A 26,434-nucleotide genomic window follows, 5' to 3' on the forward strand; every position below is an offset into this window, starting at 1 on the left:
CTCTCCCGGATCAGCGTCGGGGATGACGGATCCGAAAACTACCAGGCACCCGGACTTGATTGGAAAACCAGAAGTATACTACTACCGTCATTCCGGACCCCGATCCGGAGTCTACTATCGTCCGATCTCTAGTCGGCGACCAGGTGATGAAGCTGGAATTCACTAGCATAGCGGCAGGATAAAAATATGACGGAGTAACTATTCAGCAATACCCAACCGGAGTTCGTGCAGCGATAAAAATTTCCGTTAAAATTTTCTCACTCCGGCTGACCAAGTTATCCATAGGAGGGCATATATGAGTCGATCACCCGCTGTTGCCGGCCGCTTCTATCCTGGAGAACCGGATGTGCTCAAAGATACCGCCACGGAACTGCTGGAGAATTACAATCCACCCAAAATAGAAAACTGTATCGCCGTCGTCTCTCCACATGCCGGATATGTCTATTCAGGTACAGTCTGCGCCCAAACCCTGAAAAGTATCACCATTCCCGAAACAGTTGTAATATTAGGACCAAACCACCAGGGCAGAGGCGCTTCCATTGCCCTTTCCACGCAAGATTGGGATATGCCGACAGGCAAGGTTCCGGTGAACAGCTATTTTTCGGAGCAGCTTCTTCAGGCTAATCCGGAAGTAATCGCTGATGAAAGCGCCCATCAATATGAACATTCACTGGAAGTCCAGGTTCCATTTCTCCAGGTACTGCAGGACAATCTGTCCATAGTTCCACTGGCTCTTTCCCAGCTTTCCTACCTGGAGTGTGAAAACCTGGCCAATTCACTTGCCGATACAATTTCTCAGTATGGAAAACCTGTACTGATGCTGGCCTCAAGCGATATGAGCCACTTTGAATCCAGGGAAAATACAGTTAAAAAGGACACCCTTGCACTCGAACAGTTAACAGCGCTCAACCCTAAAGGTCTTTTTCAAACCGTACGTGATAACAGGATATCCATGTGCGGCGTTATTCCCGTCACCGTTGTCCTGCTGGCCGCCCTGCGACTGGGTGCAAACAAAGCGGAAGTTATACGCTATATCGATTCAGGCGAAGTTTCCGGAGATACTGAACAAGTGGTCGGCTATGCCGGCGCGGTCATTTCCAGAGGGTAAATATTCAACCTGTTTTTTCTTGACAGCATTAAAGATTTTTTCTATATAATTGTCCTCATCTCATAACTTGCTGGGGGATGGTCTAACGGCAAGACAGCGGACTCTGACTCCGCTTATCGGGGTTCGAATCCCTGTCCCCCAGCCATTTCATTTCATTACCTTTCCATAGATCTCCGAAACACAAAAATAAAGCAAAAGCAAGTTGTTCCACTTCGCTCTATCCCACCCTCAAGAAATTCATAAAAATACAAAAAGTTATTTCAATGCTGCAGTGAAGCCTTAAACTGTTCTGATTACCCATTACTTAGCGAAAGAAACTTTTTATGGGTAAATCATCAAGAATATTGGCGGAATGTCAGTTTCGTCATTCCGGCCCCAGATAAGAGTCCTGGATGACGGTAAAAATTGGCTTTTGTAAATCTCCAAGGCAGGCAGCATGAAACCAGCTCAGTTTCATTGGTATTGATAAATTATTGTGGACAAAAAACGGAAGTGAATTAGATTCATCCGTGATGGTGAGCATGATATTTTTCACCTTTTGAAGAGCCATGTTCTGCCATAGCTTTACCCGTATCTTTTCTTCACAGACTTGAACAGTTAAGATCAACCACCGGCACACGCGCCTGCCGCTTGTTAACCGACACCTGTTCCTGAGCAGGCTTGATCAGCACATAGCGGATGCTCTTATCGTCCTGGCTCAGAGCCTTGATAGTTTCCTCCTGGTTTCCCACCCGGATTATATGATTGCACTTGACTCCCATCGTTTCAGCTTTTAAGTGCATCGTTTCAGCATTTTGCTGTGCGCGTTGACTAAAACGGTTGATTTCTCGCTCCCTGCGTGCTCCAGAGTGAAGTAAGGGTTCTTCCGAGACGTCAAGAGCGACGATTTCACAATCGAGTTTCTGCGCCATTTTTACTACATAATTAACGAGTGCAGTGGAATGCTCGCCATCCTGGACAGCAAGAATTTTTGTTGCCATATTCTGCTGTTCCAGCATACGCGCGATATCGTTGGCGGCAGCAGTCAGGTTGCCTGCCGCCATTTCACCCACGGCCACAGGTTTCTGTTTGTTGAGCTTGGCGAGCTGAAATTCTTGTGCATGTTTTTTTCTACCGAAACTAAACAGCTTTTTGATATCCATGGCAATCCTCCTTTAAGATTTGCATTCATTCTTTGCCGTAGGTATTGCACAGTCCGTACCATTCTGTAATTTGTTTATATTACAATACATTAAAAGAATATCGTGAGGATGAGGCAGACCAATTGGGACTGATTTATTGGATTATGGAAAGGAAATTATTACAGATTGCAACGATATCAAGCCCTATTCATCTCATCACCACCAGGAATAATATAAATTTTAATAAAAAAAACATTACTTTAAGGTGTTTTACAGGTGTTATGCAATACGCAACACGCGCGTTGGCCTCTATTGCATTGTGAAACCCATATAGGCTGTAAGTGGTGATCAAAAGGATGTCAGGTGGTCACTGGCAGGATGAAGTACATACTCAACGGCTTCATCTATCTGATCGATAGGCACAATCTTGACCTGTCGCTGGATTTCCTGCGGCAGGAATTCCACATCTACCTTGTTCTTTTCCGGAACGAGGAGTGTCGTCACTCCTGCACGAGCGGCAGCAAGAAGTTTCTCTCTGATACCGCCGACAGGAAGTATTTGTCCGGTGAGTGAGAGTTCTCCGGTAATAGCGACGGTTTTTCTCGCCAGCCTGCCGGTTAGAATGGAAATGAGGGCAAGACAGATTGCCGACCCTGCCGATGGACCATCTTTCGAGACAGCACCCGCAGGGAGATGGATATGAAGATCAATTTTGCCGAAAAAAGTACTCTCTATACGAAGTTTTTCAGTATTACTCCTGATATAACTCAGCGCAGTCTGGGCTGATTCCTGAAGAACTTCACCCATCAACCCGGTAAGAATTAACTGAGATGAGCCGGGCATCATTCTGGTTTCGACAAACATGATTTCGCCCCCGTACTTTGTCCACACCACCGCCGTCACCACACCAACCGTAGATGCACCTTCAGCCGCATCTTTTCTGAATCGTGGTGGTCCCAGCATACCGACAATATCCTGTTTGGCAATGGTCATCGTTTCTGATTTGGATTTACCGCTCTGCTGAAGAGCAACCCTTGCTAATTTCCGGCAAATCTTGCCTAGTTCCCTGTTCAGGCCGCGGACTCCTGCTTCCTGCGTATAATTGGTAATGACAGTATCGAGAACACCTTCCGCAAATTGCGGGTCAACATCCACTAGTCCATTTTCACTGAGTTGCTCTGGAATGAGATGATGCTTCGCTATGCTTTTTTTCTCACTCACTGAATACCCCGAAAACTCGACTATCTCCATACGGTCCAATAATGGTTGGGGGAGTATTTCCGGTTCGTTTGCGGTGGTGATAAAAATAACCTTGGACAGATCAAATGGGATTTCCAGGTAGTGATCAATAAAACCGGAATTCTGTTCCGGATCCAACACCTCAAGAAGTACCGAAGCCGGGTCTCCTCGAAAATCCTGGCCGATCTTATCTACTTCATCTAGCATGATGCAGGGATTCATGGTTCCGCATCTTTTGATTTCGGAAACGATACGACCCGGCATAGCTCCCATATATGTTCGACGATGACCGCGCAGTTCCGCTTCATCTTTCAGCCCTCCCATGGAAATCCTGACAAATTTTCTACCTAGCACCGTGGCGATATTCCGACCGATGGAGGTCTTGCCGGTACCAGGCGGACCGGTAAAACAGAGAACAGGTCCATGAGCAAGGTCCAGCCTTCTGCCCTGCTGGAGGATATTGTTTACCATGGTTTTCAATTCATTGAGATCCACCGGTTTGGCGAGGTAATGGGTTGCTCCCCGATGGATCGCATCAACAGCACTGGGAACCGTCGCATAACCCGTAATCATGATGACACTGGTATCCGGAGCTATGGTTTTGAGATGATCCAACAGCTCCAGACCATCCATTTGGTCCATCTTTAAGTCGGTGAGGATAATATCAAAAGATTTCTGAGCTGAAATGATATTGAGCGCCTCCCGACCATTATTCGCCACTTCAACCGACATTCCCTGTTTTTCGAAAAAGTAGCTAATATTGGTTAGTGCGACGATCTCATCGTCGACGATCAGCATCCTTGGTTTGGCAAGGCTGCAAAGTGTCTTAGCGGCGAGGAAGTCGAGAATTCTATTTTTTATTTCATCCAGACCAAAATGTTGCTGAGCAAAAATTGCTTCTGCCCGTTCAATATCGAGATTATCTGTGGAAAGTGTGAACCATGGCAGGGTAGTCAATAGCTGGATATAATTCAGCCCGATATTGTATTCAGCAGAAATGGTGTCAATTTTTTCAAGTTTTTTTAGCTCACTCTCAGCCTGGTTGGCCACATATTCCGGTAAATCAGTTTTGAGTACCTTTTGCCGGAGTACACTTAGCTGCCCAAGATCCTCAGTTTCCGGCGGACTCATTGGGACTGGCTCCTCCGGATTTTTCGGCTTAATGGATCGTTTCCAGAAAATCATGATATATTCCTCAATTATACGCTCCCCAACCTCATCATCCGGCGCATCTCCTTTCATCTTTTTGTAGACAATTCAGGAACAGCTGCCGCTTTTATCCAGAAACACCATAAAACACATACACCGCTGCCATCATGACAATGAGATAGAGGACGGTCATGCCTGTTCCTGCCTTGAAATAATCAATTGTCCGGTATCCGCCAGGCCGCATGACAAGTGCGTTTACCTGGTGAGTTGGGAGTATGAAAGTATTCGAGCAGGCCACCGCCACAACCAGAGCTGCTATTCGTGGATCCGCCCCGGCAGTGCCGGCCATGTTCATGGCCAGGGGGACCATGAGTACCGTGGCGCCAACGTTAGACACCACTAGCGTAAAAAAGGATGTCAGCAGACCAACAACTGTCAGCAGGATCAGCGGACTGACGCTCCCCATCATGGACATGATAGACTCGGCAATCAATTTTGCTGCCCCAGTTTTCTCAAAAGCTATGCCGAGCGGAATCAAACCGCCAAGGAGAAAAACCGTCATCCAGTCTACAGATTGATATGCCTCGTCAATGGAGAGCACCCTGGTGAGCACCATACCCAACGCCCCGGTTAACAGGGCTATGGAGAGCTGGACATGGAAAATAAGAATAAGGGTCAGCGAAAGAAGCAGGCTGCCGACTGCAAATTTGATTTTTTCCGTCCTGAGAATCTCGCCCTGCACATCCTCTGTAAAAATCAGGTCATGCTGTTGCTTGAGGAAGTGAAATTTTTCCCATCTCCCCTGCAGAAGAAGCGCGTCCCCAGTCTCCAGTATGAGCGTGGAGATGCCGGCAACATAGGTTTTATTTCCTCGAAAAAGTGCCAGCGGGTTAACACCGTATTTGCGCCTGAATTCAGAAGATCGCAGGGTTCTCTGAGTCAAATCCGATCTTGGCGAAATAATCACTTCCATTATTCCGGCATTATTGGGTGAGAGATGTTCAGCAAATATTTCAAGATCTTCTTTAATCTCCCAACCATTAGCGCCGGCAAGTTTTCTGATCATATCCGGGGCGCCGTTTACCGCAAGGACATCACCAGGTCCAATGGTATCATCGGGCATAGGGGTAAAGTTGGTGCCTCCGCCTGCTTTTGCTATGCCAACAACTGTCACGAAAAAGTGCGGACGAATCTCCAATTCAGCGAGCGTGTTGGTTTTCTTCACAGACTCAGGGACGTTTATTTCTGCCAGCGAGCCTATATCCTGATATGTCCGCATGAGACTGGAAGACATTGGCCCGCTTGCCTCCTCGCCCTGCCCGGAAGGAAGGACCAGTCGGCCCAACAGGAGAAAATAAACAAGTCCGGCAAGCACCAGAGCCAAACCGACGGGAGTAACGGCAAATAATCCAAATGGAGCCGCATCGGGATTGGAAATCCTCATAACATCGTTGAGCAGTATGAGCGGGCTTGAGCCTATGAGAGTGAGACAGCCCCCGATAATTGCAAGAAACCCCATCGGCATAAGGATACGAGATACCGGAATATTGGTTTGCCGGCATATTCGTTTTGTCGCCGGCATAAAAAGTGCTGCTGCACCGATATTCTGCATAAAGCTGGAAATAAATGAAACCGTACCGGAAATCAATAACATGATCCGGCTTTCGCTTTTCCCGGCGAAACGGAGGAGAATTCTGGCCAGCACATTCATGGCTCCGGTCTTATCGAGCCCTGCTCCGATGATGATCACCGCAATTATTGAGACCACGGCATTAGAAGACAGTCCACTGATGGCTTCCTTCGGTGTGACAAGCCCTAAAAGCGGCAGGCAGACCATCATTATTATGCCTACAACATCGACTCTTACCCATTCAAATATGAACAGTAAAATAGCCATAACTAAAACGATCATCACCAAAATCACTGGAAGATCCATGACTTTCCATCCTTTTTCAGTTTATATAAATCTCAACGTTTTCCCTCGAACAGCAGCGGTTACCATTCCGGTCACTGTCCTCTGCAGTTAATAAAGAAAACGTAATTCAGCAATGAACCAAAAATCAGCAGTTTACTGTATAGCAGTGCTTCATATGTGCGCAAGCAGCCTGGGAAACTATAGTATTACGTTTCTCGGGCTGATCGCGTGCAGATAGGGTGCTGCTGAATATTACAAAAGAAAACAATCACTCCGTATTGCAATAGCAACGATTATGCCAGCTTAGTAAATCACATCCAATGCGATGACTTTGACTATTCTGTCGGCTGAGTGCAATCGCCACCGGAGTTCGTCATCTCTGAGCGTATTGCACCTTGCAACGGAAAGAGTAAGGCGAAGCGGAATCACAATTATTCCTGTTAACATCTCCATATCTCTCATAATGGAATAATCGTGCGTCAAAGAGATTGCACTTTGCAACGTTTCACAGTGCAATGAATGTTGCGTTTTGCAACGTTATTTGTTTATCTGCGGATATGATCTTCCTTAGTTTTGTCTGCACCGGAGCAACAGTGAGACATCCTGTAGGGGAAGCTCGTGCAGAGGAGCAGGTTCATGCTCGTAATTCTTTCAAATCCTGTGGAATTTTTTCGGCCTGAAAATTGCTAGATACTAACTTGAACGGAAAAACAGCTATGAAAACCTAACAGTTGCGTTTCAGTATCTTACTGATTGTTTACTTGTTTTTTTTGCAAGAAAATAATCTGTCTGTTCTAATACCCTCAAGGGGGTGCTAGCTCAGCTGGGTTAGCTTATTCTGCCGCTATTCCTTTTTTTACCGACCAGGTATGGGCATAGGTATGTATAACGTCAACCACATTTTTAATCTTCGCACCAAGCTGATAATCGGATTTACGGCATTTTTGGTAGTTGCGACCTGGATTAATCTTATTTTTCTTAAGGATTTTGATTCGTTTCAAAAAAACGTGCGAATGTTTGAGCAAGCCAGCAACATCAGCAACCTGATTCTGGAGATTCGGCGTTATGAGAAAAATTTTATCATTGGCAATGCCCGGGATGACTATGATACCGCCGCCATTTTTGTTAATCGCGTCATCGACTACATTGAAGATATAAAACAGGACATCGATAGCGAATACCGCAAAACTCTTGGTATACTGGAGCAAAAGATTCAGCAGTACATGATCCATTTCCGCGACCTCAGAGATAATTGCACCGACCCTTCGTCCTCAGCCGACTGTATTTACAGAGAAGCACTCCAGAACCTGGGGGCGGATATGGTAACTCTTGCCGAAAGACTTGCTAAAGATTCACAGGCGGCGGTAGAAAAGTTCGCCAGGGAATCCAAGATCAAACTTACACTCTATTTCTCCTTTCTTATCGTATTCAGCTTGATCGGCATGATTGTCTTTTTCATCACCATAGCCAGGCGCTTAAAGACCCTTGAAAGTGCGGCAAATGCCATTGCCACCGGTGATTATAAAAGCTTACCTGAAAGCAAGTTAAACGATGAGGTCCAAATAGTATTTAAGGCGTTTGACCGGATGGTTGAAGTATTGGAGGAGCGGCAGGAACTCTTGTTTCAAGCTGAGAAGCTGTCCTCACTCGGCACCCTGACATCAGGCGTAGCGCATCAACTCAACAATCCCCTCAACAATATTACCACGAGCTGCCAGCTTGCCCTGGACGAAATGAAAGAACAGCAGGATACTGCCTTCGTGCTTAAGAAGTTGAATACCATCGAGGAGGAAACCCAGAGAGCTGCCGAAATTGTCAGGGGATTACTGGAGTTTTCAAGACGCGATATGTTCACCCAACGACCGGCTTCGCTGAAGAAGCTCATCGGCACCGCTGTCAGTCTCGTCATCAGCGATGTCCCAACCGGCATCAGGATTATTCAGGATATACCCGATGACCTCACAGCCAATATCGACGAGCAAAAAATGAAAGAGGTAATTATCAACCTTATCATCAACAGTATCCAGGCGATAAAAGAAGAGACGGGTACCATCGTTATTACCGCTGAACATGACAGTGATAATAATGATATCGTCATAAATATTTCCGATACAGGGATTGGCGTTGAGGAAGAATCCATACAGCAGATTTTCGATCCATTCTACACCACTAAAGAGGTCGGCAAGGGGACCGGCCTTGGTCTCGCAGTAGTTTACGGCATTATCAAAAAGCATCAGGGTACCATTTCGGTGCGCAATAATGAAGAAAAAGGTACGACATTTACCATTACGCTTCCGCATGCGTAGCCTATTGGAACGCATCAGTTATTCAGAAAGATAAGCGGTGATTTCATGACAAAAGAACAGATAAAAATACTTCTCGTTGATGACGAAATCATTAATCTTGAGAATATACGTCACTACCTCATCAAACAGGGCTATTCACTGCAAATTGCCGAAAACGGTTACACCGCGATTGAACTCATCGATAATCACCTCTTTGATCTGATAATAACCGACCTGAAAATGGAAGGCGTGGATGGCTGCCAGGTAATGGAATATTGCAAACAGAAGTTACCGGAATCAGAGGTAATCATCATGACAGGATACGCAACGGTGAACTCGGCAGTTGACGCAATGGCACGCGGTGCCTACTACTACTTACCCAAACCTATTAAGCTGCAGGAACTCAAAACACTGGTCGAAAAGGCATTGGAGAAGAAGATGCTCCGCCGTGAAGTTTCCGAACTCAAGCAGCAAATTATGGCTAAGAAAGGAGTAACCCAGTTCGTCGGCCACCATGACAAGATACTGAAGTTGAAAGATGACATTACGACATTTTCACAGCTTGACTGTAATATCTTGATCATAGGTGAAACCGGCACCGGCAAGGAGCTGGTCGCCAGGACTATCCATGAGTTGAGTACACGATCCGATAAACGGTTCATGCCGATTAATTGCGCCGCACTCAGCGAGGAACTGGTACTTAATGAACTTTTTGGTCACGAAAAAGACGCTTTTACAGGAGCATCGCAAGTCCACCATGGCCTCTTTGAAACCACGAATGGTGGAGTCATCCTGCTCGACGAGATCGGAGAAATGCCCATGATCATGCAGGCGAAGGTTTTGCGGGTCCTGCAGGAAAAAAAACTCTATCGGATTGGCGGCACCAAAGAGATACCTGTCGACTTCAGGATCCTGGCCGCTACCAACAAGAACCTTGAGAATGAGGTAGCTGAAAAGCGTTTCAGGCAGGATCTCTATTACCGCCTTAATGTCGCCACCATCCATATTCCGCCTCTGCGTGAAAGAAAAGAAGACATCCAGCTGCTTGTCTATCATTTCCTAGGTAAATATCCAACCGCGGACAACCAGGTGAAGACCATATCCGCTGAAGCATTGGAAATACTCTATAGATACGACTACCCGGGGAACGTCAGGGAACTCGAGAACACCATCGAACGAGCTCTGGCCATCTGCCGGGGACCAACGATTGAACCCTGCCATTTGCCGGCAAGATTCAACAATACCGGTGATCCCCCACGCCCTTATACACCTGAAAAGGTTGAACACGTGACCAAGAGTCTTCACGAAAATGAACGCGATTATATTCTCAGAATCTTGAAAAGTGTCAATGGCAACAAGACCCAAGCCGCGAAACTGATGGGTATCGATCGGGTGTCACTCTGGCGCAAACTCAATAAATATAAAGAAGAAGGCCTCGATATCGATTGCCTTTTCAAGGAATAACCATCTAACCCTGCTTAGCTGGACTCTTTACAGTAGTACCCCCTGGAGGGTATAAAAACCTTTAGACAGATAATAGCAAAAACCTCTTAATCTTTTCGGCCGGTGCGGCCGGCAACACCTGCCTGATCCGATGCTCCGATACGTCCACGAATCCATTTCTCCAGCTCGATGACCGGCATGATAATAATGGCTACGCCTGCGGCCAGAAGCAACTCATTGCCCTCCAGCGGACGGCTGGCGAACACGGCGTGCATGAATGGTGCGTAAATGAAGGTGGCCTGTAATGCCAGAACTATGGTGATACCTGCATATAGCACCCAGTTGGAAAAGACGCCGATGCGGAAAACAGATCCGGTAAGTGAGCGGCAGTTGAGGAGATAGAAGATCTGCGAAAAAACAACCGTGGTAACTGCCAGGGTCTGGGACTCCCGCAGCGCTGATATCGAATCTATTCCTGCGGCAAGCTGCCTGTTGTAGTGGAAGGAGAAAAGTACCAGGGCGAAAGCGCTGATAAGCCCGGCTGCGAGTATGGTTCGTATGATTAGAAATCCACTGAAAAAGTGAGAGTCCGGGTCGCGGGGCGGCCTTGCCATGAGGTTCGGTTCCTTGGCCTCGAAGGCAAGAGGCAGAGCCAGGGCCACGGCGGCCACCAGATTGATCCAGAGCAGCTGGGTGGGTTTCATCGGCAACAGCAGTTCCTGCCGACTCGCTTCGAAGGGAAAGAACAGCACGGCATATACAAGTATCAAGGCCAGGGCGAGGTTTGTGGGGATGACGAAAGCGATTGATTTCACAAGGTTATCGTAGACACGGCGGCCTTCCTCGATGGCCGCCGCAATGGTGGCGAAGTTGTCGTCCATCAGTACCAGATCGGATGCTTCCTGAGTGGCCGATGTGCCGGTGATCCCCATGGCGATGCCGATATTGGCCTGTTTCAGCGCCGGAGCATCATTGACGCCGTCGCCGGTCATCGCCACCACTTCCTTGCGACCCGATCCGTTTTCACGCTGAAGCGCCCGGACAAGCTTGAGTTTACTTTCCGGAGAAACCCGCGCAAAAACATTGCTGCGGCGGGCCGCCTGCCATATTTCCTCATCGCTCATTGCCGCCAGCTCGTTGCCTTCGATCGCGGCATCAGCACCATGATGGAGGCCGAGTTCCTGCCCTATGGCCTCCGCTGTTGCTGCATGATCGCCGGTGATCATCTTCACGGTAAGACCCGCCTGATGGCATTGCCTGATGGATTCAATGACCTCCTGGCGTGGTGGATCGATGATGCCGAACAGGGCGAGCAGGCTGAAGCCGCCCCCGTCCACATCCTCTTCGCTGATCTGATCCGGCACTGCAATTCCTTTGGCGTCGCGCCGTGCCACGGCGAGCACGCGCATGCCTTCAGCGGCCAGGCGATTCACCTGTTTGTGAATATCATTGTGGCTCACGGAATCGTCCGTGGTGCAGCGCTCCAGAACCATTTCCGGAGCGCCCTTGAGCACGATGAAACTGGTGTTTGCACCTTCCTGGTGCAGAGTGGCCATATATTTGCGATCCGAATCAAAGGGGACCGCATCCACTCTGGGATGTTCCCGATAGACTTCCGCCGGCTCAAGCCCGGCCTTCTCACCCGCCACAATGAGCGCGCCCTCGGTGGGATCACCCTGCACCTTGCGCCGGCTCTCCTCCTCGACCAGCCGCGCATCGCTGCAGAGTATGGCGCCGCGAAGCGCTGCCATGAGCTCCTCCCCCGGTGCCTCCCCGGATGAAGCAAGCACGCTGCCCGTTTTGCTGTAGCCGACTCCTTCGACCTTGTAACTGTTTTTCGTAGTCCATATACTGCGAACAGTCATTTCGTTTTTGGTAAGGGTGCCTGTCTTGTCGCTGCAGATTATCGTGGTGCTTCCCAGTGTCTCAACGGACGGAAGCTTGCGGATGATGGCATTTCGGGCCGCCATGCGGCGTACGCCGATGGCCAGCGCGATTGTAACGATGGCGGGCAGACCTTCGGGAATCGCACCCACAGCAAGGGCTATGGCAAACATCATCGAATCCCGGAAAGCGTTCATGAATGCCACCCCACTGCCCATGTCGCGCCAGACGCCGATGCCCAGGATAACCACGGCCAGCAGCAGGATGGCAACGGTAATTTGCTTGCCGAGCGTAGCGAGTGCTTTGGTAAGCGGAGTCTCGAGTTCTGTAGTCTCCTGCAGCATCTCGGATATTCGGCCCAGCTCGGTATGGCTGCCGGTTCGAACGACAATACCTTCTGCCATACCGTAGGTGGCAAGGGTGCCTTTAAAGGCAAGGCAGGTCTGGTCGCCCACCTGTGCATCCTTCGCCACCGCCTCGGTGCGCTTTTGCGCCGGTACCGATTCACCGGTGAGAATGGCCTCGTCCACCGCCAGACTCTTCACCAGCGTCAGACGCAGATCCGCAGGCACCTTATCGCCTGCCTTTATACGTACCCTGTCGCCGGGCACCAGTCCGCCGGCGTTCAAATCCGTCCATGAACCGTTTCTTTTGGCCTCGGCCTGCTGTGGAACGAGTGATGCAAGTGCCTCGATAGCCCTGCTTGCCCGATATTCCTGAATAAAGCCGATTATGGTGTTGATGATCACCACTGCAAGGACAACGGCGCCGTCGGTAAATTTTCCCAGAGCAACAGCCACCAGACCAGAGCCGATGAGCACCATGAGCAGGGGATCCTTAAGCTGCCGCCAGAGCATTTCCAGCGGAGTTGTCTGGCGGCCCCGCTCGATGACATTTTCCCCGTACCGCTCTATACGTTGCCGCACCTCCTCATCGGACAAACCTTCGGAGGGGCTGTCAAGTACTTCCACGGCATCTTCGAGAGGCTCGGCATGCCAGGCTTTCGGTTCAGTCGTTTCATTGTCAGCTGTAACGTTCGGCATATTTTCGTCGCTCATTTTCAGGTTAGGGATGATCGTTTCAATGGGCCGTATGGCGTTGCAGGCCTTTCCCGGGCAGTGCAGGATCGCGCTTGTGTTGTCGAATGTTCCTATCAACCGGATAATGCATACAGGAGAAGATAGTTATGGAGCGAGGCAAAGACAAATCTCTCGGGCGTAATAAAGAATCAAGCAAAGATAAATCCGGCACTGGAAAAAACATCCTTTTCCCGCAGGAAAAATATTGGTAAATATGAATGAAGAATTTGCGGGGATGGCCTGACGGTTATTTCTGTATTCATCGCCTCTGCTGTTCATGTGACGAATTGGCCTTCTTCCAGCAGCAGAGGCGCTTCTTTTATATCCAAGGCAAAAGACAATGACCACTGAAAAGCGGGCTGACTCCGGGAGAAGTATCGAAATAGGCGAGGAAGCGATCCTTAAGATCTCTAAAGAGGTCGCTATCAAGTTCATTGAGATGGGCAGGATAACCCCTGCGACCTTCGATGAATCGTTTAAAAACATCCATAACACTATAAGAAACACGGTCGGGAAGGAATAATCAGATGTTGAATCCTGCAAGAAACTCTATCCCTCAAAAGATTGAGACGATCCATATCATGGGGATTTGCGGTACCGGCATGGCCGCATTGGCGGGGATGCTCAAGCAATCCGGCTATACCATTACCGGTTCGGACAGCCATATCTATCCGCCAATGTCTGATTTTCTTAAACAGATTGATATACTTCCCTTCGAAGGATATCGCGCAGAAAATCTGGAGCATAAACCCGATCTGGTCATTGTCGGCAATGTCATCACCAGAAAAAATCCGGAAGCGCAGGCTTTAGCCGCATCAGATCTTGCCTATCTCTCCTTCCCCCAGGCTCTCGCTGAGTTTTTCATACAATCCCGCAAGTCCATCGTGATCAGCGGCACCCACGGCAAGACGACAACCTGCTCGATTCTGGCCTCGGCACTCTTTCATGCCGGGCTTGATCCAAGCTTTATGATCGGTGGGATAGTTGCCGGTTTTAACAGCAATAATCGAGTCGGAAACGGACCTTTCTTCGTCGCCGAAGGCGATGAGTATGACACCGCCTTCTTCGATAAGGAGTCCAAGTTTCTTCATTATCGTCCCCACATAGCCGTCATTACTTCCATAGAATTTGACCATGCTGATATTTTTGACGATATCGAACAAATCAAGGCATCTTTCAGGAAGTTTATCAAACTGTTGCCTGCCGACGGTCTGATCATTGCCCATCTTGATGATCCAAACGTAGCCGAGGTTGTGGCCGATGCTTCCTGCAAGGTTGAAGGATACGGCTTTGCCCCGCAAAATGACTGGATCCTGGATTATCCGGTAACGCTCGGGAACCGCACCGAATTTGGTTTCACCTACAATAGAGATGCATTCAACCTGGCCATACCGCTCACAGGGAGACATAACTGTCTCAACAGCATGGCGGTGACTGCGGTTCTTCATCATGCAGGGCTGCCGGTCGATACCATTCAGCAGTGTCTGGATAAATTCGGTGGGGTGAAAAGAAGGCAGGAAATACGGGGAAAGGCCCGAGGCGTAACCGTAATTGATGATTTCGCCCATCACCCGACCGCAGTTAAGCTAACGCTTGAAGGATTAAAAATGGCATATCCAGGCAACCGGCTGGTGGCCGTTTTTGAGCCTCGAACCAATTCGTCCCGTCGATCGATCTTTCAGACCAGCTACATAGAGGCATTTGCCGATGCCGATGCCGTGGTGCTGCGCGAGCCTGTCCCGCTGGAGAATATAGCGGTGGAGGATCACTTCTCGTCGAGCAGGCTTGCAGAAGATATTCGTGTGAAAAACCGCCATGTCTGGTCTTTTCAGACCACGGATGAGATACTGGAGCACCTCGCCGGGCTTCTTGAGGAGGGGGATATTGTAGCGATCCTCTCGAATGGTGGTTTTGATAATATACACGAGAGGCTATTGCAGTTACTAGGGGCGTAGCGGAGAGTACTGATGGACCAGGAAGGGGGCCGGGTGGAGACGCCCGGATGAAGATTAACGATCATTGACTATATCATCGACAATATGACGCATACGGTCTATCAGCGCTGCATAATCTACAGTGGTATCATTGTCGGCAGCTCCGTATTCTATTTTCTTTGCCAGTTCCGCGCATTCTTGCAGACCGAGGTTGAGGAAGGCGCCTTTGATAGTGTGAGCCGCTTTTTGCAAATCAATTAAACTGTCCTGCCTATAAATTCTTTCAAGGTTTTCCATATGGCTGGACAGAGTTTTTTTGAACTCCGGCAACATTAATTCGATCTGTTCTTCCGGTAGCTTGAAATGGTGAGCAAGATACGTTTTTATTCGACTGCTGAACTTGAGATAGCCCATGTCTTCTCCAGTAATACTTCTTCACTTGCCCTATAAAGTAAGGCAAAAAACAGAAGGTTAGTCTCTCTATAATGGAAAAGTGGATTCTACTCAATTAAAAACCATACTTACCGGCCAAAACCTGGTGCGGGAGAATGATACGGTTATCGTCGGCTGCTCCGCCGGACCTGATTCAACTGCCCTGCTCTCCCTTTTTTGTGAATGTGATCTGGGCATAAAAGCTATTGCCGTCTATGTCGACCATGGCCTGCGACCGCCGCAGGAGATCGGCAAAGAGGTAGAGCTCGTCCAAAATATTGCAGAGCGCTTGGGGATCCCGCATGAAATAGTTTCCGTGGATGTCAAAGGGCACAAGCGAAGAACCGCCTCCTCGCTTGAAGAAAGTGCGCGTGTTCTGAGATACGAAGCTCTGCAGCAGTGCCGTCGCCGGCATAACGCCCAGGTGATCGCTGTTGCTCATACCGCCGATGATCAGGCCGAAGAAGTTCTGCTCAGATTATTTCGTGGCACCGGGCTCAAAGGATTGTCCGGGATGCGTCCCAAAAACGAAACCATAATCAGACCGCTGCTGCAAATTTCCAAAAATGAGCTGCTGGAATATCTCAATTCCAGCGGAATTCCTTATTGTACTGACAGCTCCAACACCGACAAATCATTCCTCCGCAACCGGCTGCGTCTGGATCTTCTCCCAAGGATAAAAAAACAGTTCAATCCGGCCATCCGCTCAACGCTTTTACAGACAGCGGCAATACTCAAGGAAGATGACGATCTTCTCGAAAGTATGACAATAACCGAATTGGCGGAATGCACACGCTTCAGTTGTGCAAAAAACGCCTGCAGGTCTGCTTCTCTTGATACCGGTACTTTTCTGCAAAAACATACGGCCATCAGGAGGCGGATCATCGAAAAGGTGTGCTGGAAATTCGGCTCGAGGCCGCAATTTCACCATATTGAAAAACTGATCCATTTAGCTGAATCCGGGAGAAACGGTGCAGAACTGCACCTGCCGCAGGGGCTGCGTGTCTATAAAAGCAGAGGCCGGCTGACCTTTCAGCAGCAGGAACACGGCAAGAAATTCAGGGGACAAATCAAACCCGCATCCATCCCTCACCTGCGGATTACAGCACCGGCTGAGTATGGGATAGAGGTACTGAACAGAAGGTTAAAACTGGAGGCGCTGCAAGATCCTCCGCCGCATTTAACGACGGGAGAACTGCTGGTCGATGGGGGTAAGGTTGATTTTCCGCTTACTCTGCGGCCAGCCGAACAGGGGGAGAGGTTCACTCCGCCAGGCATGAATGGCAGAAAGAAAATTTCCAGATTTCTTGCCGATCTGAAAATACCACGGCAGCAGAGATTCAAGTTCCCCGTGTTGGCCTCTGAAGATAGGGTAGTTGCCGTTGTCGGCCTGCAGATTGACGATAAATTTGCAATCGACAGCATTACCACCAGGTTTTTAAAAATTACCTGGCGCCCTCTTGAAGAGAAAATGGATGATTCCTCAACTGCAGGGCCATGATTTCCTGAATAAAGTATTCTAATCCTGCCTTCAGGAAGCTTTCTTACGAAGAATACGTTTATCCTCGATACGATAGGTCAGTTTGATTCGATCGAAATATTCCAGGATCGGAATGGAAAACTTTCGAGTCAAACCGGACATTTCCTTAAATCGCGGGGCATCTATCTCTCCCTCTTTCTCCATAAAGGCAACGACCTTGTCCTTCAGCTCCTCCATAGCCTCTTTTTCGTAATAAAGAGATTCACTGACCTTGACCAGCTTTTCCTCGCGGAGAAGGAGACCCATGACTTCTTTCAGCAAGGGGGCGGGATAATCGCTGAACTGTTCGGAGGTTTCCTTGATAGTGGCCGGGGCCAGTCCTTTATCCCTGTACCACTTTAGCAGATCGCGCTGCAGCTTTTCTTCATCGGCCTTAAGGGCTACCTCATGTGTTGCCAGCCTGATCAGCGATTCCTCCTGAACAATGGTTCCGCTCCGGATCAGTTCATTCAAACAGTATGAAAAAACCTTCTGATCGAGACGGCGTCCTGTTTCACTGCGCAAGCCTTCTTTTGATAATCCTTCCTGGATCGGGTTGTTCTTATGAAACACTGTAAGAATATCCACTATCGAATCGCTGACGCGTTCGGCAACACTTAGGGCCAGATAACGCTGAGCCGAAGAATCGACCACGACAATCTTTTTCGAGGACAGCGGTTCATTGAGTATTTTCTTCAACTGTTTACCGAAAACGCCAAGCCGTATGGCCAATTCATCCAGGACAAGACCCTTGGTGCCGCTCTCTTCCAGAAAGAGAAGGATATGATCTTCGGGTGAACCTTCTTTCAGTATCTGAATAACTTCACTATTCCTCTTGCGGTCTTTTTCCGTCAGCCTTTTCCGCTTCCGCAGTGAAACATTGCCAAGGACTTCTCCGCCGCCGATTGTGATAACGGGAGAGTAACTGCGAATGACATACCTGTCGTGGGGCCAGACCGCAACCGGTTCTTCCAGGAGCAACTGAACTCCCGCCTCCTCCCCAGGCCGCAATTCGTCACAATCCAATAATGACACCCTGCCCATCACCTCAGCTGTGCCGAGATGCACCCGTACCCTTGCCCTATGCTTGAGGGGCTTGTTGTTGGAGGAGAGATAGGTAAGTGAGCAGTCCAGCATAAAATTAGGCTGCAGGGCGCCGGGCGTTGCCGCAACCATCCCTCTGGATATTTCCAAGGTCTCTATGCCCTGCAGATTGATGGCGGTGCGATGACCTGCTTCGACTACATCCACCGTTTGGGAATGCAGCTGTATTCCTCTTACCTTGGCGGTTTTCCCGGAGGGATAAATCCGCAGTTCCTCACCCAGAGCGACTCTGCCGGAAATAGAAGTACCGGTTATCACCGCACCGAACCCTTTCATGGCAAAGACCCGATCCACCGGTAGCCTGAAGGGCCCAAAGGCGTCTTCAAAATGATGTTTGGAGACAATGTCGTCAAGAAGATTCTTAACCTTATCGATCCCCTCGCCGGTGATGGAAGAGACGTGAACAATAGGTGCCTCCTCCAGAAAACTGCCCTGGCAGAATTCACGGACCTCTTCTTCAACCATCTCCAGCCACTCTTCCTCGACCATATCCTTTTTGGTTATGATGACGATTCCCTGTGAAACACCAAGGAGACTGCAGATTTCGAAATGTTCGCGGGTCTGCGGCATTATTCCTTCATCGGCGGCAATGATGAAGGCGAGAATATCCATGCCGGTAACCCCGGCAACCATATTTTTAACAAACTTCTCATGGCCCGGAACATCGACGATGCCAAGACGGTGGCCGCAGGGAAGATCAAGATGGGCAAAACCGAGTTCGATGGTTATGCCTCTTTTTTTCTCTTCTTTGAGCCTGTCGGTATCTATGTTGGTGAGGGCCTTGACGAAACTGGTTTTACCGTGATCAACATGGCCGGCCGTTCCTAATACTATTTCGCGCATCTTTGAAATTACCGCAAGAAGGGATTGCTGCGTTTTTCTTCGCCGATGGTGGACTGTGATCCGCCATAGCCATGACCCGGCCAGATTATGGTCTCTTCCGGCAAGGTCAGGACCTTGTTTTTCAAGGACTCCATTAAGCCGTCATAGGATCCACCGGGGAAATCGGTACGACCAACCCCGCCGACAAAAAGGGTGTCGCCGGTAAAGAGGTTTGGAGCACTATAGAGACATATGCCGCCCGGGGTGTGACCTGGTGTATGGATGACACGGAGCTTTACGTTGCCCACTTCAATCAAGTCTCCGTCTTTAACCCTTTTTTGAGCCGGCGGGGAGGGTTCCAGGCCGAGCATGCTGAAGTAGTTCTGGGTCTCGGGCTTTTCAAAATAATCAGCATCCGCCTCATGCATGACGATGATGCCACCGGTTGCCTCCATGATAATCCTGTTGCCGCAGACATGATCGGGATGACCATGAGTGGCAATGATATATTCTATTTGCAGCCCCAGCTTTTCAACTTCAGCCAGGATGCGTCTTTCATCTCCGCCGGGATCAACGATCGCTCCTTTTTTGGTCTCTTCACACCCGATTAAATAGCAGCAGACACCCATACTGCCAACCAAGAGTTGCTCTAATATCATATCGCCTCAATAGTGATGTTTATCTGTAACTGAAAATTTGAACCGGCATGAAAGCCGGTTCTCTTTTTGATGCACTCTGCGAATAAGCACCCGTACGGACCTAAACTCCGATTTCGAAAGTTCAATATGCCAGGCGCAGTATCAGAAGTCGTCGCTTAAGATCTACAACAACTTTAGATCGTGAATTTACGAATCCATTAGCCTTTGCAGCCGCAGCCGCAGCCCGAATTACTCATCTTTAAGGTAACAGGCGGCGCCACAGGTGGATTTCTGGTCTCAATTGCAGTGACAACTGCCATGAAGGCCTCGGTCGCAGGACTTTTTTCATCGGAGGAGAGATATGGCTTACCATCATCTCCTGCAACTACGACGCGGGGATCCATCGGTATTCTACCGAGAAAAGGCAGGTCGAACTCCCTGGCCATCTCTTCTCCACCACCGCTTTTGAAAATATCCACTTTCTCATTGCAGTTGGGGCAGACAAAGCCGGACATATTTTCCACAACTCCGACAATATCAATTTTAACAGTTTTACAGAAGCTTATGGATTTTCGTACATCGGCCAGCGCAACCTTCTGCGGGGTGGTCACTACCACTGCCTTGACATTAGGGATGGTCTGGGCCACCGACAGCGGCTCGTCGCCTGTTCCCGGAGGAGCATCGATTATAAGATAGTCAAGCTCTCCCCAGTCCATGTCGGAGACAAACTGCCTGATTGCCTGAATTTTCAGGGGACCTCTCCAGATAATCGCTTCATCCCTGTCCTGCATCATATATTCAAGCGAGACAACCTTGAGATTCTCGTTATAGACGAGCGGCGGAATAAGATCATCCTTCTTTTCCGGTGGTTGAACCACACCTTTAAGATCCAGCATTCTTACCACATCGGGACCATGCAGATCAACATCCATAAGACCGACCTTATGCCCTTTTTTAGCAAGACCTAAGGCAAGATTGACGGAAACCGTTGATTTACCGACACCACCCTTTCCGCTCATAACCAGAATTTTGTTTTTAATTTTGCCCAGAGATCGGGTAATGGCATTTTCCTGCTGCGCCATCGCGGCCTGTTGAGCTTCGTTTGTTGCGCCGCCGCCACATGATTGAGACATACTATATCCTCCTGGATACGTGAATTATAACGTGAGAAAAAAATAAAATATCGTCCTTTCGCTTTTTCAGGCTGGAGATTTCTCCCGGCCTTGCCGGCGGAAAGAAATTTCGGGGATGACAACACCCCCTCCACAGGTTGCCATAAAGACCTCCCGTGTTATAAAAACAACATTCCCTACAGTAATTACACTGTCATCAATTGCAATCAAATTAATCCGAATCTAAAATAAAAATTATCATAAGAACGTGTTGTTATACCACATAGTATTGGCTTTTTGGAGATGTGATATTCGCTCGGATTCAAATTTTATCCTGGGCAGACTCTTTTTGTTGATTTCTTTCAGATTGATACGTACTATGGTATGTTCTTTTAATAAGGTATAAATTGGATAGCTAAAACCGCAGATTTTCCATACTTCGGGAATACTGATTTTACCCTCTGCTTCCTGGTAAAAACACGAAACCAAATACCGGAGCAGGAAAAAGCCGTTAAAATACCCTCATCTTTTTGAGATTTCTCTCCCGGCAATGAGTGCAACTGCGTGAATGCAGATTTACAGCTGATCTGTAATAGCTTTATAACAGATGTTTGCGGTTCAATTTTTTCTTTTTTCTTTCCACATGGATATTTTTTTATCCATTACTGATAGAGGACGATAATGCTAGGCTGGTTCAAGAAAAAGAAGGTAAAAACAGAAGAACTCCCGAGTCCAATCGAAGAAACCGTTAAGAAGCAAGAAGTTGAGGATGATTCTCCACCACGGGGCACCGGTATTTTCGGCGAGCCCGAAGAAATCCGGCCGGAGCCGGTTCCGGAGGTCGAAACTCATCATCCAGCTGAAATAACGGAAGATGCTGAAACAGCAGATGCGGCTACGGACACTTCTGCCGCTGAAGAAGAAGCGTCTTCACTCTTCAGGCGCATGACCGAAAAGCTCTCCCGCACCAGGGATTCCTTTGTTTTTCAAATGGATTCGCTGTTTCTCGGCAAGAAAGAAATTGACGCCGAACTGCTCGATGATCTGGAGGAGCTGCTTATAACCGCCGATATTGGTTTTGAAACTTCTTCGGAACTTCTCGATTACGCAAGAAAAAAAGTTAAACGCAAAGAGCTTTCCGATCCGGAATCTCTGAAGAAATTTATAAAAGAGAAGTTGCATAGTTATATTGTCGATTCCACCAAACCCGCCGAGCTGGTGATGCCCGAATCGGGCCCTTTCGTCATTATGGTGATAGGAGTCAATGGAGTCGGTAAAACCACCACGATCGGCAAAATCGCCCATAAATTTATCAATTCCGGTCAGTCCGTCCTGCTCGCCGCTGCGGATACCTTTCGAGCAGCAGCCGTCTCTCAGCTTAAAATCTGGGGGACAAGAAACGGCATCGAAGTGGTGGCTAAAGGGGAAAATGCCGATCCATCATCTGTTGCTTTCGATGCAGTCCATAAAGCTGTTGAAGAAAATTATGATGTTGTTATGGTTGATACCGCCGGCAGGCTGCACACCCAGACCAACCTGATGGAAGAGCTGAAGAAAATCAAGCGGGTCATAGGCAAAAAACTGGAAGGCGCGCCCCACGAAATACTTCTGGTCATCGATGCCACAACAGGGCAAAACGGCATATCCCAGGCGAAACTGTTTAACGAGGCTGTAGGCGTCACCGGACTTGCCCTGACCAAACTTGACGGCACCGCCAAAGGTGGTATTGTCGCCAATATCAGCCGTTATATGAATATCCCTATCCGTTTTATCGGCATAGGTGAAAATATCGAGGATCTGCGTGATTTCGATCCGGATGAATTTATAGAGGCCCTTTTTCAAGGAAAATCTTAGGATGATGGCGTCGTAAAAACTCTTCATCTGCGTCGTTGCTACAAAATTTTTATCATTACGACGTACCCTAGTACGCCGAAATAATAAAAATTTTGTGCGCCTAGCATATGAAGTTTTTTACTTAGCCATCCGAAAATTCAGGTTTTTACGAGTTTATCAAAATTCCAAATTTAAAAATATTCCATGCAATATCAACGGCACCAACAGCCCGGATGCGGCGGCTGTCTTCTCATTCTTCTTCTTATCGTCTTCGTCACCGGTGGTGCGCCCGCGCTTATAAATTTCCTCGGTGCTCTGATTTTCTCCGGTCTGGCAGGCATTGTTATCTTCGTGGCCATCTTTTTTGGTTTCACCTACTGGGTGCAGAAAAAAGTTGCCAATTACGAGGCCTCGCAGTCGGAGAGCCATAACCGCTTTGTCTGGCTGCTTGTCAATATTCTCGTCAATATCTCCAAAATCGACGGCCAGGTGACCAGGGAAGAAATTGCCACCATTCATAGATTTTTTCATTATAATCTAGGCTATACCCAAACAAAAATGGCCTGGGTCAAGGAGATTACCAAGGAAGCTATTTCATCGACAGCTACATTGGAATCACTTCTCGAGGAATTTCGTTCCACCTTCGCCTATGAACCGCGACTGATACTGCTGGAGTTGGTCTATCAGGTTCTCTATACCAAAAAAGATGTTCCGGAAGAAGAACTGCAGATAGCCCGGAATATCGCGGCCTTTCTTGAAATTTCAGTTTATGACCAGCGTACAATTGAGGCCAAATATAAATATCACAGGCAACAGCGCCGCGAAACCGCACAGGAATCCGCGGATCACTACTATGAGGTTCTGGGCCTGGAACCCGGTGCTTCCATGGAGGAGATCAAGAAAGCCTACAGAAAACTGAGTATGAAATATCATCCGGATAAAGTCCGTCAGCTCGGCGATGAGTTCCGCACGATAGCCGAGGAGAAAATGAAAGAATTCAATGCAGCATACGAATATTTTAAAAAAATGAATCGCTGAGTCCACATCAGCCGAATCCCTACTACTAACAGGTGAGGACAACAATGGCAGTATCTGAAAAAATGCGGCAGTTTGCGGAAAAATCATCCTGGATCAGAAAGATGTTTGAGGAAGGTGCGAAACTGAAAGCAAAGCATGGGGCCGACAATGTTTTCGACTTCAGCCTGGGCAATCCCGATCTTCCACCGCCTCCTGAATTTGACGAAATTCTGCAGAGAATAGCCGGTGAGAACATCCCGGGCGGTCATGCCTATATGCCTAATGGCGGCTATCCGTGGGTACGTGAAGCTGTCGCTGTCAGAATCTCAAGCGAGCAGGGTGTGGCCGTCAGCGGCGCGGAAATGCTGATGACATGCGGTGCTGCGGGCGCACTCAATGTTGTCTTGAAAACGCTGCTTGATCCGGGAGAGGAAGTGATTTTGCTTTCCCCGTATTTCGTGGAATATAACTTCTATGTCGACAACCATGGCGGCATTTCCCGTGTGGTGACAACAGACGATCAGTTTAATCTTGATTTCAACGCCATTGAAGCTGCCCTGAATGAGAAGACCAAGGCCATCATCGTCAATTCCCCCAATAATCCCACGGGACAGATCTATCCGCAAAAAGATCTTGATACTTTGGGAAGACTGCTGGAAGAAGCGGGAAATCGTTTCGGTACGACCATATACCTTATCGCCGACGAACCCTATCGCAAGATCGTCTTCAAAGGAAATACCGTACCCTCAATTTTTCAGGCGTACACAAACAGTATCGTCCTCTCTTCCTATTCCAAAGATCTTTCTCTCCCCGGGGAACGCATCGGTTACCTGGCGGTGCATCCCCAGATACTCGAGAAGCAACCGTTGCTCAACGCCATGACCCTGGCCAACAGGATACTGGGTTTTGTCAATGCGCCGGCACTGATGCAGAAAGTCGTGGCGGAATTACAAGATGTTACTATTGATTGCACCATCTATGAAAAGAGAAGAGACATATTCTGCGACATTCTCGAAAAAGCCGGTTATGACTTTCTTCATCCCAAGGGAGCGCTCTACCTCTTCCCCCGCTCTCCCATTGCCGATGATGTGGCATTTTGTGCTATCCTGCAGGAAAATATGATCCTTGCCGTTCCCGGTCGCGGCTTTGGTGCACCGGGATATTTTCGTCTGGCCTTCTGTACGGAGACCAAGGTGATAGAGGGTTCCGCGCCCGGTTTTGCAAAAGCAATAGCCCAGGCGCGTGCATGATTATTTCTGGCGCTGTTCTCTTTTGTCCTTGAAAAAGAGCTTCACAGGGACCTTATCCAAACCCAGCCCCTCACGAAATCGGTTGGTGAGATAGCGCTGGTAGGAAAAATGCACTCCCTTATAGCTGTTGGTCATCACGACAAACCGCGGTGGGCGTGTGCCGATCTGCGAAGTATAGTAAAACTTCAGCCGCTTGTTTTTATATATCGGCGGGGAGTGGTCGGCAACGGCATCCTGCAGCAGCCGGTTAAGGGCCGCTGTCGGAAATTTCTGGCTGAACTGACGATAGACCGAACCGATGGCGGGAAACAATCGCTTAATGCCGTAACCGCTGAGCGCCGAGACCTTGAGCAGGGGAGCAAAGCCGACGAAGGGCACACTGCGGCCGATCTCTTCCAGAATCTGTTTCTGTTTTTTGGGATCATCCTGGACCAGATCCCATTTATTGACGAGCAGAATCAGCCCCCTGCCCTGTTCCTGCGTATAGCCTATAATCTTGGTGTCCTGTTCCGTCAGCCCATCCTCCGCATCGAGGAGAACCATGGCGATATCACATCTCTCAAGGGCATGCAGTGCCTTGAGAATACTAAACTTCTCAAGCTTCTCCTTGGTCTTTCCCTTGCGCCTGATTCCTGCGGTATCAATGAGAAGATAGGTGTATTTGCCGTGCTCCAGCAGGGTATCGACCGAGTCCCGGGTCGTTCCCGATATCTCGGATACCACCATCCTCTCTTCACCCATAATTCTATTAATCATCGACGATTTTCCGACATTGGGCCTGCCGAAAAAGGCTACCTTGACGGTGTCTTCCGGAAGGTTCTGATCAACCGTGCTTTCCTTGAGGGAATCGACAAGATCATCCATCAGGGTATAAAAACCGTAGGTATGTTCGGCTGAGAGCGCCCAGAGCTTCTCAACTCCCAATTCGTAAAATTGGGAAAGTATTTCGATCTCCTGTTCCGGTCCATCGATTTTATTAACGACGTGAAACACGTTTTTCTCGGAGCGGCGCAATATTTCCGCCACTTCCATATCGGCTGGGGTTAAACCCTCACGACCATCCATAAGGAAGAGTATGGTATCCGCCTCTTCGATGGCGAGGAAAGCCTGTTGACGGATATGGTTCACCATGACGTCATCGACGCTGTCGTCAATGCCCCCGGTATCAACCAGGATAAAGGACTTTTCATTCCAGATCACTCTGTCGTAGTGCCTGTCGCGGGTCACTCCCGGGGTAGGATCGACAATGGCCTTTCTGGATTTGGTAATTCTGTTGAAAAGTGTCGACTTGCCGACATTCGGTCTGCCGACCAGCGCAATAATTGAATGTGTTTCTGAAACCATAGTGTATCCGGAGTGAAAATATGGGTCTGGAAATAAATTAAATGTAAATGTAACTGTTTTGCAGAAAACTAAAAACCACCAGTTTAACCGCAATAAACGGAAGCATCTACTTACAAGAGTTTACCCGCTTTTACAAGCATTGATGGCATCGCGATAAACACCCGTGCGGTATTAACTCCAACTTCGAGGTTGTTTCACGCATTGGC

19 protein-coding genes and 1 tRNA gene are annotated in these 26,434 nt (G+C 48.6%); 10 read left to right on the plus strand and 10 right to left on the minus strand.

What is annotated here, in order from left to right:
- Positions 1-295 precede the first annotated feature (295 nt).
- Together amrB and JWG88_RS03005 are read left to right on the plus strand one after the other, a co-directional pair.
- On the plus strand, positions 296-1,108 hold the full coding sequence (amrB, locus tag JWG88_RS03000; protein WP_205232208.1) for an AmmeMemoRadiSam system protein B: 813 nt from the start codon (positions 296-298) through the stop codon (positions 1,106-1,108).
- Positions 1,109-1,179: 71 nt separating this feature from the next.
- Positions 1,180-1,253, plus strand: a tRNA-Gln gene (locus JWG88_RS03005).
- 219 nt (positions 1,254-1,472) lie between these two features.
- Here JWG88_RS03005 and JWG88_RS03010 read toward each other — a convergent pair.
- From JWG88_RS03010 to JWG88_RS03025, 4 genes are all read right to left on the minus strand, one after another.
- A complete protein-coding gene (locus JWG88_RS03010) occupies positions 1,473-1,658 on the minus strand; it encodes a hypothetical protein (protein ID WP_205232209.1) in 186 nt (61 codons plus the stop codon).
- A gap of 31 nt (positions 1,659-1,689) precedes the next feature.
- Positions 1,690-2,250, minus strand: a complete 561-nt coding sequence (locus JWG88_RS03015) for a putative universal stress family protein (protein ID WP_205232210.1) — start codon at positions 2,248-2,250, stop codon at positions 1,690-1,692.
- A gap of 327 nt (positions 2,251-2,577) precedes the next feature.
- Positions 2,578-4,599 (minus strand): S16 family serine protease, encoded by a 2,022-nt coding sequence (locus JWG88_RS03020; protein WP_205232211.1) that lies wholly within the window; start codon positions 4,597-4,599, stop codon positions 2,578-2,580.
- 145 nt (positions 4,600-4,744) lie between these two features.
- Positions 4,745-6,553, minus strand: a complete 1,809-nt coding sequence (locus JWG88_RS03025; protein ID WP_205232212.1) for an SLC13 family permease — start codon at positions 6,551-6,553, stop codon at positions 4,745-4,747.
- 860 nt (positions 6,554-7,413) lie between these two features.
- On the opposite strand from JWG88_RS03025, the gene JWG88_RS03030 reads away from it, so the two are divergent.
- Positions 7,414-8,838, plus strand: a complete 1,425-nt coding sequence (locus JWG88_RS03030; RefSeq protein ID WP_205232213.1) for a sensor histidine kinase — start codon at positions 7,414-7,416, stop codon at positions 8,836-8,838.
- Between the two features lie 45 nt (positions 8,839-8,883).
- Positions 8,884-10,281 (plus strand): sigma-54-dependent transcriptional regulator, encoded by a 1,398-nt coding sequence (locus tag JWG88_RS03035; protein ID WP_205232214.1) that lies wholly within the window; start codon positions 8,884-8,886, stop codon positions 10,279-10,281.
- Positions 10,282-10,367: 86 nt separating this feature from the next.
- Here the strand turns inward: JWG88_RS03035 and JWG88_RS03040 are convergent, their stop codons facing one another.
- Positions 10,368-13,301 (minus strand): cation-translocating P-type ATPase, encoded by a 2,934-nt coding sequence (locus JWG88_RS03040; protein ID WP_205232215.1) that lies wholly within the window; start codon positions 13,299-13,301, stop codon positions 10,368-10,370.
- Positions 13,302-13,563: 262 nt separating this feature from the next.
- On the opposite strand from JWG88_RS03040, the gene JWG88_RS03045 reads away from it, so the two are divergent.
- Both JWG88_RS03045 and murC read left to right on the plus strand, forming a co-directional pair.
- Positions 13,564-13,746 (plus strand): hypothetical protein, encoded by a 183-nt coding sequence (locus JWG88_RS03045; protein ID WP_205232216.1) that lies wholly within the window; start codon positions 13,564-13,566, stop codon positions 13,744-13,746.
- 4 nt (positions 13,747-13,750) lie between these two features.
- Positions 13,751-15,178, plus strand: a complete 1,428-nt coding sequence (gene murC / locus JWG88_RS03050) for a UDP-N-acetylmuramate--L-alanine ligase (RefSeq protein WP_205232217.1) — start codon at positions 13,751-13,753, stop codon at positions 15,176-15,178.
- A gap of 54 nt (positions 15,179-15,232) precedes the next feature.
- Here murC and JWG88_RS03055 read toward each other — a convergent pair whose 3' ends face one another.
- Positions 15,233-15,571, minus strand: coding sequence for an Hpt domain-containing protein (locus tag JWG88_RS03055; protein ID WP_205232218.1), 339 nt, complete (start codon positions 15,569-15,571; stop codon positions 15,233-15,235).
- A 79-nt stretch (positions 15,572-15,650) separates the two neighbouring features.
- On the opposite strand from JWG88_RS03055, the gene tilS reads away from it, so the two are divergent.
- Complete coding sequence (tilS, locus tag JWG88_RS03060) at positions 15,651-17,090, plus strand: tRNA lysidine(34) synthetase TilS (protein WP_205232219.1); 1,440 nt, start codon at positions 15,651-15,653, stop codon at positions 17,088-17,090.
- 30 nt (positions 17,091-17,120) lie between these two features.
- Here the strand turns inward: tilS and selB are convergent, their stop codons facing one another.
- From selB to JWG88_RS03075, 3 genes are all read right to left on the minus strand, one after another.
- The gene (gene selB, locus JWG88_RS03065; protein ID WP_205232220.1) at positions 17,121-19,055 is read right to left on the minus strand and encodes a selenocysteine-specific translation elongation factor; all 1,935 of its coding nucleotides are present in this window, start codon (positions 19,053-19,055) and stop codon (positions 17,121-17,123) included.
- Between the two features lie 8 nt (positions 19,056-19,063).
- The gene (locus tag JWG88_RS03070; protein WP_205232221.1) at positions 19,064-19,693 is read right to left on the minus strand and encodes an MBL fold metallo-hydrolase; all 630 of its coding nucleotides are present in this window, start codon (positions 19,691-19,693) and stop codon (positions 19,064-19,066) included.
- 197 nt (positions 19,694-19,890) lie between these two features.
- Entirely contained in the window at positions 19,891-20,805 is a 915-nt protein-coding gene (locus JWG88_RS03075; protein WP_205232222.1) for an Mrp/NBP35 family ATP-binding protein, read from the minus strand.
- Between the two features lie 660 nt (positions 20,806-21,465).
- Here JWG88_RS03075 and ftsY point away from each other — a divergent pair.
- The 3 genes from ftsY to JWG88_RS03090 all read left to right on the plus strand — a co-directional run bounded on the left by ftsY (position 21,466) and on the right by JWG88_RS03090 (position 24,884).
- Positions 21,466-22,638, plus strand: coding sequence for a signal recognition particle-docking protein FtsY (gene ftsY / locus JWG88_RS03080; protein ID WP_205232223.1), 1,173 nt, complete (start codon positions 21,466-21,468; stop codon positions 22,636-22,638).
- 183 nt (positions 22,639-22,821) lie between these two features.
- Positions 22,822-23,655: a DnaJ domain-containing protein gene (locus JWG88_RS21580; protein ID WP_205232224.1), complete on the plus strand. Its 834-nt coding sequence runs from the start codon at positions 22,822-22,824 to the stop codon at positions 23,653-23,655.
- A 44-nt stretch (positions 23,656-23,699) separates the two neighbouring features.
- The gene (locus JWG88_RS03090; RefSeq protein ID WP_205232225.1) at positions 23,700-24,884 is read left to right on the plus strand and encodes a pyridoxal phosphate-dependent aminotransferase; all 1,185 of its coding nucleotides are present in this window, start codon (positions 23,700-23,702) and stop codon (positions 24,882-24,884) included.
- On the opposite strand, the gene der is transcribed toward JWG88_RS03090, so the two are convergent.
- Positions 24,885-26,228 (minus strand): ribosome biogenesis GTPase Der, encoded by a 1,344-nt coding sequence (der, locus tag JWG88_RS03095; RefSeq protein WP_205232226.1) that lies wholly within the window; start codon positions 26,226-26,228, stop codon positions 24,885-24,887.
- Positions 26,229-26,434: the final 206 nt, after the last annotated feature.

The organism is Desulfopila inferna (assembly GCF_016919005.1).
Lineage (GTDB): Bacteria > Desulfobacterota > Desulfobulbia > Desulfobulbales > Desulfocapsaceae > Desulfopila_A > Desulfopila_A inferna.